This is a genomic window from Bartonella sp. PS7NMGDW, assembly GCF_042193585.1.
Taxonomy (GTDB): domain Bacteria; phylum Pseudomonadota; class Alphaproteobacteria; order Rhizobiales; family Rhizobiaceae; genus Bartonella; species Bartonella grahamii.
On record NZ_JBHILX010000001.1, the window covers coordinates 135,516 to 151,558 of the forward strand.

The window sequence follows — 16,043 nt, forward strand, 5'->3', positions numbered from 1 at the left end:
TTGATAATATTTTATTATTTTTACAAGATATTTTGAAGATTGAGAAAAAGTGTTATCGGGACGATATTGAATACGAAGTATGAATGCACTATAATGGGTGAAAGATGGAGTATTTTGCGAACATAAATGTATTGAATGCATAAAGTCGAGGAGTGATATCCGTAAGGCGATTAAGCTTTTTTGCGGGGAGTACGGTGTGTATTTTCAAAATTTTGCATCAGATTGCTTGTGACATAAAGAGTATGGTTTATTTCTTAACAGAGTGATGGTATATTTTCATCTCGTTTTGAAGTTCTATAGCTTAAAGAAATCTTTTTTTATACAAAAACGAAATGAGTAGCGTAAAATGAAGATGTTATTTTTTAATGTGATTATTGAATAAGAAGTTTATGTTTTGGTAACGATTAAAAGGTCACAATGAAACGTAGAAATCTATTCTGGTTAGTGTGAAAATATTTCGCTTATTGAAGGAATTAAGACAATAACACATGAATATCGAGGAGTTTTTGTTGAATTTTTCCAATGAAGAGAATCTTGTTAGAGACTAAAGAAGTGAGCTAAATGAAGATGTTTGAAAAGACTGTTATTGCTGCATCTGTAATGGTTCTTGTTACAGCGGGCGTGGCATGTGCACAAACGCCAAGCCGTTTAAATCAATTTGAAGCGTGGGGAGCCTATTCTTATAAATCGCCCAAAAATACGATTTGCTATGTGTTATCGGTACCTTTGAAGGCTCTTCCAACGACAGTTAATCATGGTGATAATTTTTTCTTGGTTACCAAGCGTTCTCATTCACCTATTTCGTTTGAACCGCAGTTTATGGCTGGTTATACCCTTCAAGAAGGGTCGAGAGTGACAGTGACCATTGGAGGTAAGGACTTTGATTTTTTCACGAAAGATTCCTCAGCTTGGTTGGCTTCATCAGAGCTAGAAAAGCAGCTTGTTTCTGCTATGCGTGCAGGAAGCAATATGACAGTGAAAGCGATATCAAAACGAGGAACGCATACCACTTATACTTATTCCTTAAAAGGGATCACTGCTGCATTAAATGCAGCTCAAAAGTGCCATTAAGGTTTTGATAATTTCTAAAATAGTGATGTGAATTGGAAAGCAATGGCCATTTCCTATGACCTTAGACCAGTTGGTTCATGTTTTGCGCGAGAAACAGATAATGTGATCGTGAAGGAGAGTTCTAAGCTCTCTTTAATTGGTTTGTCGCAAAATGAGATGGTGCAGGCTTTAAAGACAGTTGGTGTACCAGAGCATCAAACGCGTATGCGTGTGCGTCAGCTTTGGCATTGGCTTTATGTGCGTGGCGTTTCAAATTTTGATGAGATGCTGAATATTTCTAAAGCAATGCAAGAAACACTTAAGTGTCATTTCTCCATTGCGCGCCCAGAAATTGTTGGAGAACAAATATCAAAAGATGGTACGCGTAAATGGCTCTTACGTTTTCCTGCACGTGGAGCTGGAAGGCCTGTTGAAATTGAAACGGTTTATATCCCTGAAGAAGGACGTGGTACTTTATGTCTTTCATCGCAAGTAGGGTGTACGTTAACTTGCTCTTTTTGCCATACGGGAACGCAGATGCTTGTTCGCAATCTGACTGCGGAAGAAATTTTGGCACAATTATTGGTTGCACGTGATTGTTTGGGTGATTTTCCTGATAAAAATAACCCTGATGGGGCAATAGTTCCCATTGAAGGTCGCAAAATTACCAATATTGTTATGATGGGGATGGGAGAACCTCTTTATAATTTTGAAGCTGTTAAAAAAGCTTTATTGATTGCTTCTGATGGTGACGGGCTTTCTTTATCAAAACGTCGGATTACGCTTTCAACCAGTGGGGTTGTTCCTGGAATTATCCGAACCGGAGAAGAAATTGGTGTTATGTTGGCGATTTCACTCCACGCAGTACACGATACATTAAGGGATATGCTTGTTCCCATTAATAAAAAATATCCGCTTGCTTTATTAATGGAGGCTTGCCGTAATTATCCTGGTCTTTCCAATGCAAAACGAATCACTTTTGAATATGTTATGCTGAAAGATATCAATGATAGTTTAGATGATGCTAAGGGATTGATTAAGTTATTGAAAGGGATTCCTGCTAAGATCAATTTAATCCCTTTTAATCCGTGGCCAGGGAGCAATTATCAGTGTTCTGATTGGGAGCAAATCGAGCGTTTTGCTGATGTTGTTAATCAAGCGGGCTATGCTTCTCCTATTCGGATACCGCGTGGACGCGATATTTTAGCGGCATGTGGACAACTTAAATCAGCTTCAGAGCGTTTACGGAAATCTGAACGTTTGCGACTTGAAAATGCCATTGGTCATTAGTTAATACAACTTTCTGCGATATTAAAGCCTATGCTTTTTTTCAGTAAATCAGCATATAATAGCATGTGTGAGACAAAGATTAAGATGGATAAGTGCTAGACGAACAGTTTCAGCTTTTATATGCTCAATGGGGGAAAATATTGTATATAGTAGTCTGTTTGCGTAATCTCTAAAATGAGGAGGAAACCTCATTTAGAGGCAATATGAAGTCTTAAGGGTCTTAACTAATTTCCATATTATTACCATACCTTTTAATTCTATTTTATGACTTTTAAAAGCATCTACGGTAATATCTTTTAAAAAGTGGAGATTGTATATTGCCTCACTCTTTTGTTTATTACGTTCTTTAAAAAGATTTCGCTTTACACACGAAAACTCCCGATTCGCTTATAACGTACAAGGGAAAGATATTGTTTGATTCAAAATAAACAGGTTTAAAATGAGAGAATCCTACAATATTTTTGTTCTCATTTAAATTAAAAACGATAAATTACATTTATAAATCAATGTTTTGTAACTATAAGGAGATGGAGGGCAAAGATAGTAAAAGTACCAGCAATAAGCCAGTCGAGAAAGCGAATATAAAGAGGATTTTTATTGAGAATTTTGGTAAATTTATGCGCTGTAAAAACGATAGAAATTGTAATGGGAAAAGAAATAGGAATATAAGAGAGTCCTAAAAAGAGTAGCTTTTGTGTTGCCATAGGATCATCCGCATTGATAAATTGTGGTAAAAATGTGGCGTTAAAGAGTATAACTTTAGGATTTAAAAGATTGATTCCAATACCAGCAAGATAGTTACGTTTAGCGCTTTGAGATTTAGAAGATGTCTGTTCAAAGGAAAATGTCGGATTTCTCCGTAACGCTTGAAAGGAAAACCATAAAAGGTAAAAGGCGCCAACAATTTTTAGAAGAATAAAAGTGTGTGGTGCAGCAAAAATAAGCGCTGATAAGCCAAGTGCTACAGCGGTAACTTGAATGGCAAACCCTGTTGCACTACCCAAGGCGCACATAATTCCAGCTTTTTTGCTTTGTGTAATGGTTCGTCCTACAGAAAGCATCATATCAGGTCCTGGAATAAGTGCTAAAATCAACGATGCTAAAGCAAATTGTACAACAATAGACCACTCCGGTAGAAATGACACGTAAATCTCCTTTTATTTTTAAGCAGTATTCATTATTTACACTCTAAAGCGTTTTTATTTACCTTTTTTGCGTCTTTTTAATGTTGCTTAAAGAGAATTTATTTTTATACTTGTTGCATTGTTTTGATTTCTAGGTAGAAATAAAAGAGCAGCTCATATAGAACTTTGAAATGAAGAAGTGGCAAAATATTAGAAAAGTTGTTTTGGCTTATTCGGGGGGATTGGATACGTCAATTATTCTCAAATGGTTGCAAAGTACGCTAGGCGTTGAAGTTGTAACTTTTACAGCGGATTTGGGGCAGGGGGAAGAGCTAGAATTTGCTCGTCGTAAAGCTGAAATGTTAGGTGTTAAAGAAATCTATATTGAAGATTTGCGTGAAGAATTTGTGCGTGATTTTGTTTTTCCGATGTTTCGAGCCAATACCGTTTATGAGGGGACTTACCTTTTAGGAACATCAATTGCACGCCCACTTATTTCAAAACGCCTTATTGAAATTGCTAAGGAAACGGGAGCAGATGCAATTGCTCATGGGGCAACGGGCAAAGGCAATGATCAGGTGCGCTTTGAGCTTTCCGCTTATGCTCTTAACCCTGATATAAAGATTATTGCTCCATGGCGTGATTGGGATTTTAAGAGTCGGACAGATCTGTTTGAATTTGCTCGTACACATCAAATTCCTGTAGAAAAGGATAAGCAAGGCGAAGCACCTTTTTCAGTGGATGCAAATTTATTGCATTCTTCATCAGAAGGAAAGATTTTAGAAGATCCAGCACTTCCTGCTCCTGAATATGTCCATATGCGTACTCTTTCGGTAGAAGATGCTCCAGATCAAGCAACAAGAATCACTCTTGGCTTTAAAAAAGGTGATGCTGTTTCAATCAATGGAAAAAATTTATCTCCTGCAACTTTACTTGCAGAATTAAATCATTATGGGCGCGATAATGGTATTGGTCGGTTAGATTTGGTGGAAAATCGCTTTGTGGGTATGAAGTCGCGGGGTATTTATGAAACCCCAGGGGGGACCATTCTTTTAACGGCTCACAGAGCTATAGAATCTTTAACGCTAGATCGTGGTGCAGCTCATTTGAAAGATGAATTGATGCCACGTTATGCAGAACTCATTTATTATGGATTTTGGTTTTCGCCGGAACGTAAGATGCTGCAGGCAGCTATTGATTTATCTCAAGAACATGTTGAAGGTGAAGTCACGTTAAAACTCTATAAAGGAAACGTGATTGTTGAAGGGCGCCAAAGTAAAAAATCACTTTATTCGAGTGAGTTGGTAACTTTCGAGGATGATCAAGGTACTTATGATCAAAGAGATGCAACTGGTTTTATTAAATTAAATGCTTTACGTTTGCGTACATTAGCAATGCGTCATCAAGGCGATAAAGAAAAGAAATAGAAAATTACGGTGACAAGTGTAATGTGGATTAGTGCTTTTGTATGGAATGCCTAGTTGAAGCATTTTTTCTGTTGGTTTTTACCGTTCTTTCGTTCAATATTAGAAGCTTATCTTTTGCGCTAATAAATATAATAAGCAAAACCCATGATAATAATAGCAATGAAGGCTTCGATAATCAAAACAAGTCAATTTTGCTTTATAATATTGAATGTTTTTGATTTTTATCAGAACAAAATATGTTTATAGCGAGGGCGGTTTTTGTATTGTGACTTAAGAGTATAAAGAAATTTTCATCTTTTTGCTTGCTATTATTGACGAATAAATTCAAGAACCATACACCCTATTTTGAAAGAGTGTAATTTTTAGGACAAATAATGATGCGTGATCAGTGTGATACCCTTAACCTTACGCCTGAATTAAAAGATGCAGCTTCTCAATCGAGAACTTGGCCATTTGAAGAAGCACGTAAGATTATCAAACGGTATGAAAAGACGGGTTATCCAGACAGTGTGATATTTGAAACAGGTTATGGCCCTTCTGGTTTACCGCATATTGGAACTTTTGGGGAAGTTGCACGTACAACCATGGTGCGTCATGCATTTCATATTCTTACGGAGAATAAAGTAAAAACAAAATTGCTTTGTTTTTCTGATGATATGGATGGTTTGCGCAAGATTCCTGAGAATGTGCCTGATCGCGAAAGGATGGAACATTATCTTGGTCAACCGTTGAGCCGTGTACCCGACCCTTTTGGAGATGATTATCCTTCTTTTGGGGCAGCGAATAATGCCCGGTTACGGGCTTTCCTTGATCGTTTTGGTTTTGATTATGAATTTGCAAGTGCTACGGATTATTACAGTTCCAGTCGTTTTGATGAAACGCTTTTGAAAATTCTTGCCTGTTATGACAAGGTTATGGCAATTATTTTACCAACATTAGGTGAAGAGCGGCAAGCGACCTATTCACTCTTTCTACCGATTTCTCCCTTTTCTGGAAAAGTATTACAGGTACCGATGATTGCGCGTAATGTTGAAAAAGGTACAGTTACTTATATTGAGCCAGAAACAGGAGAAACCATAGAAACAGAGGTTACAGGGGGCAAGGTTAAGTGTCAGTGGAAGGTAGATTGGGCAATGCGTTGGACAGCGCTTGGCATTGATTATGAAATGGCAGGAAAAGACCTTATTGATTCCACAAATCTTTCTTCTAAAATTTGTAAAGTATTAGGTGGAAAGCCCCCAGAAGGATTCAACTATGAGCTCTTTTTAGATGAGAAAGGGCAGAAAATTTCCAAATCCAAGGGAAATGGCTTAACCATTGATGAATGGCTTACTTATGCTCCAACAGAGAGTTTAGGGCTTTATATGTTTTCAAAGCCTAAAACAGCAAAAAGGCTTTATTTTGATGTCATTCCTAAAGCGGTTGATGAATACTATGCGCATCTTTCAGCCTATGGTCGCCAAGAATGGAAAGAGCGTCTGAATAATCCTGTATGGCATATTCATAATGGTTGTCCACCGCAGGTTGATTTGCCTGTATCCTTTGCGATGCTCCTAAATTTGGTAAGTGCTTCAAATGCGGAGAATGCAGAAGTTCTTTGGGGTTTTATTTCTCGTTACGCTAAAGGAGCAAATGCACAAACTTATCCAGAACTTGATCAATTGGTGAAGTTTGCTATTAAATATTTTGATGTTTTTGTTAAACCAAACAAGAAATTTCGTATACCAGATGATAGCGAACGAGCAACATTAGCACAAATTGAGGAAAAATTAGCTAATTTACCTGAAACTATTGATGGCAACATGTTACAAAATATGCTTCTTGATGTTGCACGATTAACGGAACGTTATCAAGATCATAGCAAAAAAAGCCCTGAAGGTGGGCCTGGTGTTTCCAATGTTTTTTTTCAAATGTTGTATGAAGTCCTTCTTGGACAAGAGCGAGGTCCACGATGGGGATCATTTATAGCGCTTTATGGGATTAATGAAATGCGTGCACTGATTGCTGAAACACTTGCACGGCCGACGGAGGAATAATGGAACGAAGAGTGCAGGAAGTAAAGCGACGCCGTACATTTGCAATTATTGCTCACCCAGATGCGGGGAAAACAACATTAACAGAAAAGCTTTTATTGTTTGGTGGTGCTATTCAACTTGCAGGAGAAGTAAAAGCCAAAAAAGATCGTATTCAAACCCGTTCTGATTGGATGAATATTGAGCGTGATCGTGGTATTTCCGTTGTGACTTCGGTGATGACGTTTGAATATGAAAATCATATTTTTAATCTCCTAGATACCCCAGGACATGAGGACTTTGCGGACGATACCTATCGCACTCTCACAGCTGTTGATAGTGCTATCATGGTATTGGATGGGGCACGCGGAATTGAGCCAAGAACACTGAAATTGTTTGAAGTATGTCGGATGCGGGATATTCCTATTGTTACGTTTATCAATAAAATGGATCGTGAGGCACGTGATCCTATAGAGCTTTTAGATGAAATTGAAGAAAAGCTTGCTCTTGATACTGCGCCTATAACATGGCCAATTGGTACGGGTAAAGATTTTGTTGGTACCTATGACCTTCATCATAATCGTTTTCGTCAAAAAGATGATGAGATAACACAGCGGATAGTTTCAAATCCCAGAGAGGTTGTCCATTTACTCCCTGAATATCAACGTTCCACTTTTATTGAAGGGGTAGAACTCGCTCAAAGTGTTTGCAAGAATTTTGATCTTCAAGCTTTCCGTGAAGGTCATATGACTCCGGTTTATTTTGGTTCAGCTTTGCGAAATTTTGGTGTTCGTGATTTGATCAATGCGCTTATTGATTTTGGTCAAAGTCCTCGTGATCAAAGTGCAGATCAGCGCAATGTCATAGCCATGGAACCTAAAATGACGGGATTTGTTTTTAAAATTCAAGCGAATATGGACCCTAATCATCGTGATCGTATTGCATTTTTTCGGGTATGTTCGGGAACACTTGAACGTGGTATGAAAACAAAGTTGGTTCGAACAGGAAAACCGATGACACTTTCGGCTCCACAATTTTTCTTTGCGCGTTCACGCCAAATTGCTGACCAAGCCTATGCCGGTGATATCGTAGGGATTCCTAATCATGGAACATTGCGTATTGGCGATACTTTGACTGAAGGAGAAGATATCCTCTTTAAGGGAGTACCAAATTTTGCACCAGAGATTTTGCGTCGTGTTTGTTTGGGCGATCCAATGAAAGCAAAAAAGCTCAAGGAAGCTTTGCAACAAATGGCTGAAGAAGGGGTTGTACAATTGTTTATTCCTGATGATGGGTCGCCTTCTCTCATTGGTGTTATTGGTGCTTTGCAAATTGATGTTTTAACGGAACGACTTAAGGTGGAATATTCTCTGCCGGTAAGTTTTGAATCAGCGCGCTTTAATTTATGTCGTTGGATTTCAGCGCAGAGCAAAGATGAGTTGCAAAAGTTTCTTAGCAATCACCGCTCTGCTATTGCGTATGATTTAGAAGGTGATCCAGTTTTTTTAGCGGAGAACCATTTTTCATTGAATTATGAGGCAGAAAGAGCTCCTAAAATAAAATTTTCTGCTTTTAAAGATTATCAAGTACGCTCTTAAAATAAAGAAAAATATTTTCTACAATAATTTGATTTATAATGATAATTTATCGTTTTTCATATTGAAACAATCAAAATCATTTGTTTTCACGTCATAAGTAGGATTGGTGTGTGCGTAAAAACACTTGAAGCAAGAAATACAAAGCCTCTTATAAATTTTCTCTATAGCCAAGAGCTTTCAAAATATTGGGCGAGGGTAAAAAAGTGATTATGGTGGTTTGTAGCGTTATGATGTAGCGATGGCGGTGTGTGATGTATCTTATCCCATTCACGGAAGTTTACATTATACTATTCATTTATATTATTATGGGACGACATTACGAGGTAAGCTCAAGTACAATGAAAGATGTCTATTTAAAAACAAACATATAAAATTGCAACATAATGATATTTTTGGGCATTCTATTTTGCATAAGGGATGTGATCCTAGCAAGATAGAGGCTTGCACGATAAACTTTTGCAAAACTCTCTCCATAAAAGTAATCTATTTTCGCTGTTAAAGGTAGACATATTATTTTTTTCTGAAAATGGTGGGGTATGTAAAGGATATTTTCAGATTGCACTGTATAAAGAATACGGTAAATTTATTATATTCAAAGAGCTGCAATGCATTGGTACCCCTAGCACCTTTTAAAACTTTAATATTTATTTTTATATTACCTATTTGAGTTAGAGAATAAACTGTAGCCAATTCTACGTTGAAAAATATCAGAAAAATTTTATATATTTTTTCGCGATGATTTAAGACATATAATTTACTTCAATATTTTTTTAAATTTAAACTAAAAAATCTGCTGTATAAATATAGCTTTTCAGTTTTTCCTTGTATAAATATTGTATACAGTCAAAATAATACAAATAATCAATAAGCTGAAATTTGTTATCCCAAATATGAGATCATATGACCTATAAACCGCGTGTCTTTTCTATTTCTCCGGGAACTGCTTTTTTGCCTCACTTTGTTGATGCACTACTTTCTGGTAGCCTTATTGATAATTTCGCTTCCAGTGGAGATATTCAAACTGCCCTTGCTGATAGCCTTATTTATGTTCCAACACGTCGTGCTGCTCGCGCTTTGCGTTTAGCTTTTGTTGAAAGAAGTGATACACAATCAACATTTTTGCCAACCATTCGTGCTCTAGGAGATGTAGATGAAGACAGTTTCCTTTTTGTTGAAAATCATACCAGCGCTCTCGATCCACCTATTGGAGAAAGCGAACGTCTTTTACTTTTAGCGCGCCTTATCCGTCCATGGCGTGAAAATTTGCCTGCGCATCTGCGTGCCATGTTTGGTACAGAAGATGTGCTTATTCCGGCTCATAGTGCTGATGCTATTTGGCTCGCGCAAGATTTAGCACATTTGATGGACGAAATTGAAACAGAAGGAGCAGACTGGTCAAAACTTAAAAATATTGCATCTGATATGGTCGCTGAATGGTGGCAAATAACGCTCGATTTCTTGACTATTGTTACGCAAAATTGGCCAAAAATCTTGACAGAAAGACAACGAAGTAATCCCGCGGAATGGCGTAATCAAGCACTCACAATGCATGCAGAAACTTTACGACGTATGCCGCCTGATAAACCGATCATTGCAGCTGGTGTATCAGGTTCTATGCCCGCAGTTTCTCATCTTTTAAAGGTTATCGCTTCTCTACCAAAGGGGGCTGTTGTTCTTCCTGGCCTTGATCTTCATATGGATGAAGAACAATGGAATGCACTAAGCACAAGCAATGAAGAAAAAACAGCTTGTGATTTTTTTGATCTTGCAGAAAATGTTTTTAGCCATCCTCAATATCATTTAAAAAAACTTCTAACTCTCATGGAGTGTCAACGTCATCATGTTTGCGAAATTGGCCAACAAAGTATAACAAAGAAAAAACGAATTGCTCTTTTATCAGAAGCACTCCGACCAGCTTCTACAACAGATAAATGGGTACAAATTGTTCGTAATGATTATGAAAATCTTTGTGCAGATTGGTCATTTATTGAAGCTATAAATGAACGTGAAGAAGCTCTCGCGATTGCTGTTACCTTACGCAAAGCTATTGAAGAACCTCAAAAAACTGCAGCCCTTATTACAAATGACCGTAATTTAGCACGCCGTGTTGCTGTGGAATTACAGCGATTTGGAATTGAAGCAAATGATTCAGGCGGAATACCACTTGCACAAACATTGCCTGTAACTCTCTTACGACTTATCTTAGAAAATGTGTTGCAACCCGATGATCCCATTGCTTTTCTTTCTCTTCTTAAACATCCACTGACAACACTCCAACAAAACCGTCATCGTTTACGGGAAATGGCAGAAAATTTTGAACTTTTTGTTCTTCGAGGGAATACAGGACGCATCAATCTTTGCGAATGTGATCAATTTCTTGAAAAATGGATTGAAACGCACTTTCATAATAGTTCTGAAATCAACGCTCTTGATCAGCAGAAATGTGAAGAAGCACGTTTCCTTTGTCATCTTTTGAGGAAAGCTGTTGAACCTTTAATATCTCTTATGAAACAAGAGAAAGAATGCACCATCAACGAAGCTGCAATAGCAACTGTTGAAGTTTTTGAAAATTTTGGGCGCAATGAGGATAATTCTCTTGCACATCTTTATCAACACGAAGCAGGACAAACCCTATCAAAATTTTTGCGTGAATTGGTCAGTGATCAATCCGGATTAACATTTCATCTTTGCGAATGGCCCGCTATGTTTTCTGCCATAATAGCAACCCGTTCTGTCACACCTTCGCCTGGAGGACATCCACGTTTATTCATCTGGGGTACGTTGGAATCACGTTTGCAAACGGTTGATACAGTGGTCATCGGCGGTCTTAATGAAGGGTCATGGCCGATATCAACCCGAAATGATGCTTTTTTATCGCGACCGATGAAAATGATGTTAACTCTGGAACCACCAGAGCAGCGTATTGGTCTTTCTGCGCATGATTTTCAATGGGCGATGGGAATGGATAAAGTGGTGATGAGTCGCGCATTGCGCGTTAATCATACGCCTTCTATTCCTTCACGCTGGCTACAACGCATGGAAACAGTTGTAGGAAAACAGGTTTGGGAACAAATCCGTGAACGAGGTGAAATACTACGCCATTGGGCAAAGATGCTTGATCATACAAGCATAACTTCTGAGGTGGAACGTCCTTGCCCTGCTCCGCCTCTTGATATACGCCCGCGTCATTTTTCAGTTACTGAAATAGAAACATTACGATATGATCCCTATGCTATTTATGCTAAAAAAATCTTACGGCTCAAACCACTTAAAGAACTTATTCATGATCCTAGCGCTTCAGAACGTGGAACACTTTATCACGCTATTCTTGCAGCCTTTTGCACACAAATAAAAAATCCAAATGATGCAAATGCACTCAATGTACTGCTTTCTATTGGACGTAAAGAGTTTGATAAATTCAATTTTCCACCCGATATTGAAGTAATTTGGTGGAATAGTTTTGAAAATCTTGCTCCACGCTTTATTCAATGGGAACAAAGTTTAGGACTGCGAGAGCGATATTCGGAAGTGGTATCACAAAAAATTCCTATAGGAACAACAGGAGTAACCCTTTCAGGACGTGCTGATCGTCTTGATGTTTTGCCAGATAAAACGGTTGAAATTCTAGATTTCAAAACCGGAACCCCTCCTTCATCAAAACAAGTTCGTGAATTATTATTTCCGCAATTGGCTTTAGAAACAGCTTTACTCATACAAGGGGGCTTCCCAGATTTTCAAGATTTTACCCCCTCAAATTTATTTTACATTCCTCTTAACAAAAAAGGTGAAATTAAATCCCAATCAATTCTTTTAAAGAAAAAAGACGGAAAAACTCATCTAAGTGCTGTTGATCTTGCTGACAATGCATGGGAAAATCTTATCGCACTCATAACTTATTATAAAAATCCACAACAAGGTTATCTTTCACATGCTGTCCCCATGTCAAAACGATATGAAGGTGACTACGACCATTTGGCTCGGTTGTGGGAATGGTCAAGTGGTTTTCATAAAGAAGAGTAATCATGACGTTTTTTTCTATTCCTGAAGCCGCTCTTGATGCACAAGCAACAGCAACACATCCCCAAAAAAACGTGTGGGTTTCTGCAAATGCTGGATCTGGAAAAACCCACGTTTTAAGTGAACGTGTTATCCGTTTGCTTTTAAACGGTACGCCTCCAGCACGTATTTTATGCCTTACTTATACAAGAGCTGCTGCTGCTGTTATGCAATCACGAATTTTTCGCACGCTTTCCAGTTGGAATGAACTCGATGATGCACAGCTGCAAGAAACCTTAACACGGTTTGAAAAAAAACCTGTTAATGCGCAAAAACTAACTTATGCACGACAACTCTTCGCGCGTGCTCTCGAAACGCCTGGTGGCTTAAAAATCCAAACGATTCATGCTTTTTGTGAATCTCTCTTGCATCAATTTATGTTAGAAGCCAATATTGCAGGGCATTTTGAACTTCCCGATGATATCAGTCGAAAAAAATTACGACAAGAATCTCGTCGTCAACTTTTAGCCCGTCGTGATGTACAACCTGCTTTGCAACAGTTACTTCAAGTTATTAGCGAACATACTTTTAACCAATTGCTTTATGAGGCAGTTGAAAAGCAACATAAATTGTCTGATTTTTTATCTTCTCTTTTATCTGAAAATGGAGAAGAAAAATTGCGCGCGCTTTTTAACTTAGCGCCCAATGAAACAAATCAATATCTGCTGGAACAAATTAAACAAACAGCGCGCCTTCCTCTTTATGCTCTTAAGCATTGTGAAATCAATGGTAGTCAAAGCTTTAAGGATATGGTGGAAAAACTTTCCCAATTAGAAAAGGTGCATGATGAGACAAATATTCTCAATATTATTTCTGATATTTATTTTACAACAAAAGGTGAGCCGCGTAATTTTTCACATTTATCTCGTAAAAAATCAGATGAAATTTGGCCTTTTATTCAACAAATGCTTGAAGATAAACAAAAAAAGCTTTCTATTCTTTTAGAGAAATATCAATGCGCAAAAGTTGCTACTCTCAATATGGCTGCTTTTCAGTTATGTGCTGTTTATCTCAAAATCTATACGAATCTAAAAAAGGCCAATGGCTTCTTAGACTTTGACGACCTTATTGAGCGTACACTTCATTTGTTACAGCGTAAAGGTGCAAGCCAATGGGTTCATTATAAACTTGATCGTGGGCTTGATCACATTCTACTTGATGAAGCACAAGACACTAATCCTGAGCAATGGCAAATTATTCAACTGTTGGCACAAGAGTTTTTCTCAGGTTATAGCCAACGAACAAATATACGGACTCTTTTTGCTGTTGGAGATGAAAAGCAATCTATTTATTCTTTTCAAGGCGCAGCTCCAGAAAATTTTGCTGAAAATGGACGAATCATTCAAAAAAAAGTGCAGCAAACCAATCAACAATTTGAAAAAATACAACTGCATTACTCTTTTCGCTCTACAGCGGATGTTCTTAAAAGCGTTGATATTGTTTTTGAAACACCAGAAAACTATAAAGGACTTTCGGCAGAAAATACAAAAACGGTGCATGAAGCTATTCGTGTTCATAGTCCCGGTGAAGTTGTTATATGGGATGCAATTTCTAGAGAGACGAGTGAATTTCCTCATGATTGGCATTTAAGCGTTGATCATTTAGATACCCCTGAAGTTCGTTTAGCAGAAAAAATTGCTGAAACTATTGCCAACTGGTTACAAAAAGGTGAAATGCTTCCAGCAAAAGGACGCTTAATACGGGCAAGTGATATTATGATATTGGTTCGTAAACGTGATCAATTTGTCTCAGCTCTTACCCGTGCTTTTAAACACCGCAATATTCCCGTAGCAGGGGCTGATCGTTTACAGCTTACCAAACATATTAGTATCCGTGATTTAATGGCGCTTGCACGTTTTGTTTTGCAGCCACAAGATGATCTTTCTCTTGCTTGTGTTTTAAAAAGCCCCCTTTTTGCTCTTAGTGAAGAGGAACTCTATCAGCTTGCTGCACACCGCACCGGCTCTCTTTGGCAAAGCTTATGTACGCACGCATCATCGCAGATATCTTTTAAAGATGCTTTTGAAAAGCTAAACCATTATCGCGCTTTAGTGGATAAAATACCGGTTTTCGAGTTTTATAGCCATATTTTGAATAATGATAAGGGAAGACAAAAAATTCTGTCTCGTTTAGGATCTGAAGCAAATGATGTGCTCGATGCTTTTATGGATTATACGCTCACTATTCAAAAAACAGGATTACCAGGATTACAAGCTTTTTTAGAAACATTAAGTGCAAGTGAACCAGAAATTAAACGTGAATTTGAACAAAATAATGAAGAAATCCGCATTATGACTGTTCATGCTGCAAAAGGACTAGAGGCTGCTATTGTGTTTTTAGTTGATCCTGGTAGTGCGATTTGGCATCCTCAGCATGCGCCTCACTTGCTTAAAGTTCCTTTAAACAATGCACAATGGAACGGAAAACAAACCTTTATTTGGCGTCCCAATGAAAAGTTTGATACAAAACTCTCTAAACAAGCAATTTCACACTTAAAAGAGCGTGCAGAAGAAGAATATAGGCGCCTTCTTTATGTAGGAATGACCCGCGCTGAGGATCGCTTGTTTATTTGTGGATATAAAGGACAGAAAACGCCATCTCATACATGGTTACAACTGGTAAAAAAAGCCCTTGAACCGCATGCTCTTGCTATAAAAGATTCTGCGGAAGATATTGCAGCTTGGCGTTATTGTATTACACCTCCTTCTTCTGCTTCTATAAACCCAAAAGTCCTTTGCGCTGAATGCCAAACCTTACCACCTTTGCCTGCTTTTTTCTCCCATAAAGTACCAGAAGAGCCAGTGCTACCAAAACCGTTAAAACCCTCAGTCGCGAGCCTTGCCATTGAAGCTGATACAGAGCTGTCCTCAAGTCCAAAACAGCTTACCATCTCCCCTGTTTTAGGAGAAACAAACACTAACAGAGCTTTTTTCATTGAATATGGTAATATCGTTCACCGATTATTACAATATTTACCCGATTACCCCCCCAAAAAACGTCGAGACTATGCTCGAAACTATCTCAATATCAAAGCCTCTCATTGGTATAAGAGCCAAAGAGAAGATGCTCTTCGCCATGTTTGGAAAATATTAGATCATGTTTACCTCAAGCCCCTTTTTTCTGAGCATTCACGTGCTGAGGTTTCCTTAATGGGTATTGTAAAAATTCGTGGAAAAGAACACGCAATTTCTGGTCAAATTGACCGTCTCTACATCACGCAAAACAGCATCATCTTTGCCGATTTTAAAACAGGAACCCCGCCAGAAAATGAAGCTGCTATTGCTTCCCATCACTGGTTGCAAATGGCTCTTTACCGAAAATTATTACAAGCTATTCATCCTGATAAAGATATCCAAGCTCTGCTTATCTACAGTAAAGAAGCCAAAATTTTTAAGCTTTCTCCAGAAAAACTCGAGGCATTTCTTGGTGAAGTTGCCTTATAAGTTATTCCTTTCCTTCAAAGTATCCTTACGCTTTTTGACTTTC

8 protein-coding genes are annotated in these 16,043 nt (G+C 38.0%); 7 read left to right on the plus strand and 1 reads right to left on the minus strand.

Going from position 1 to position 16,043, the window contains the following annotated elements; translation table 11 throughout:
• The first annotated feature begins 567 nt into the window (after positions 1-567).
• The gene (locus tag ACFIKJ_RS00590) at positions 568-1,071 is read left to right on the plus strand and encodes an invasion associated locus B family protein (protein WP_375625556.1); all 504 of its coding nucleotides are present in this window, start codon (positions 568-570) and stop codon (positions 1,069-1,071) included.
• A 42-nt stretch (positions 1,072-1,113) separates the two neighbouring features.
• Positions 1,114-2,340 (plus strand): 23S rRNA (adenine(2503)-C(2))-methyltransferase RlmN, encoded by a 1,227-nt coding sequence (gene rlmN / locus ACFIKJ_RS00595; protein WP_375626145.1) that lies wholly within the window; start codon positions 1,114-1,116, stop codon positions 2,338-2,340.
• 503 nt (positions 2,341-2,843) lie between these two features.
• On the opposite strand, the gene ACFIKJ_RS00600 is transcribed toward rlmN, so the two are convergent.
• Positions 2,844-3,485: a LysE family translocator gene (locus ACFIKJ_RS00600; RefSeq protein WP_375626147.1), complete on the minus strand. Its 642-nt coding sequence runs from the start codon at positions 3,483-3,485 to the stop codon at positions 2,844-2,846.
• A gap of 170 nt (positions 3,486-3,655) precedes the next feature.
• Between ACFIKJ_RS00600 and ACFIKJ_RS00605 the strand changes: the two genes are divergently transcribed.
• The 5 genes from ACFIKJ_RS00605 to addA all read left to right on the plus strand — a co-directional run bounded on the left by ACFIKJ_RS00605 (position 3,656) and on the right by addA (position 16,000).
• Positions 3,656-4,891 (plus strand): argininosuccinate synthase, encoded by a 1,236-nt coding sequence (locus ACFIKJ_RS00605; RefSeq protein WP_375625502.1) that lies wholly within the window; start codon positions 3,656-3,658, stop codon positions 4,889-4,891.
• Positions 4,892-5,265: 374 nt separating this feature from the next.
• Positions 5,266-6,927, plus strand: a complete 1,662-nt coding sequence (locus ACFIKJ_RS00610; protein ID WP_375625501.1) for a lysine--tRNA ligase — start codon at positions 5,266-5,268, stop codon at positions 6,925-6,927.
• Positions 6,927-8,501: a peptide chain release factor 3 gene (locus ACFIKJ_RS00615; RefSeq protein WP_375625500.1), complete on the plus strand. Its 1,575-nt coding sequence runs from the start codon at positions 6,927-6,929 to the stop codon at positions 8,499-8,501. The genes ACFIKJ_RS00610 and ACFIKJ_RS00615 overlap by 1 nt, the downstream gene beginning before the upstream one ends.
• A gap of 900 nt (positions 8,502-9,401) precedes the next feature.
• Positions 9,402-12,521, plus strand: a complete 3,120-nt coding sequence (addB, locus tag ACFIKJ_RS00620) for a double-strand break repair protein AddB (RefSeq protein WP_375670141.1) — start codon at positions 9,402-9,404, stop codon at positions 12,519-12,521.
• Positions 12,522-12,523: 2 nt separating this feature from the next.
• Positions 12,524-16,000, plus strand: coding sequence for a double-strand break repair helicase AddA (gene addA / locus ACFIKJ_RS00625; protein ID WP_375670142.1), 3,477 nt, complete (start codon positions 12,524-12,526; stop codon positions 15,998-16,000).
• Positions 16,001-16,043: the final 43 nt, after the last annotated feature.

What these genes read in the sequence shown, in the direction of transcription:
- ACFIKJ_RS00590 (WP_375625556.1), top strand. Translation starts at nt 568, where the DNA reads ATGTTTGAAAAGACTGTTATTGCTGCATCTGTAATGGTTCTTGTTACA.
- rlmN (WP_375626145.1), top strand. Translation starts at nt 1,114, where the DNA reads ATGGCCATTTCCTATGACCTTAGACCAGTTGGTTCATGTTTTGCGCGA.
- ACFIKJ_RS00605 (WP_375625502.1), top strand. Translation starts at nt 3,656, where the DNA reads ATGAAGAAGTGGCAAAATATTAGAAAAGTTGTTTTGGCTTATTCGGGG.
- ACFIKJ_RS00610 (WP_375625501.1), top strand. Translation starts at nt 5,266, where the DNA reads ATGATGCGTGATCAGTGTGATACCCTTAACCTTACGCCTGAATTAAAA.
- ACFIKJ_RS00615 (WP_375625500.1), top strand. Translation starts at nt 6,927, where the DNA reads ATGGAACGAAGAGTGCAGGAAGTAAAGCGACGCCGTACATTTGCAATT.
- addB (WP_375670141.1), top strand. Translation starts at nt 9,402, where the DNA reads ATGACCTATAAACCGCGTGTCTTTTCTATTTCTCCGGGAACTGCTTTT.
- addA (WP_375670142.1), top strand. Translation starts at nt 12,524, where the DNA reads ATGACGTTTTTTTCTATTCCTGAAGCCGCTCTTGATGCACAAGCAACA.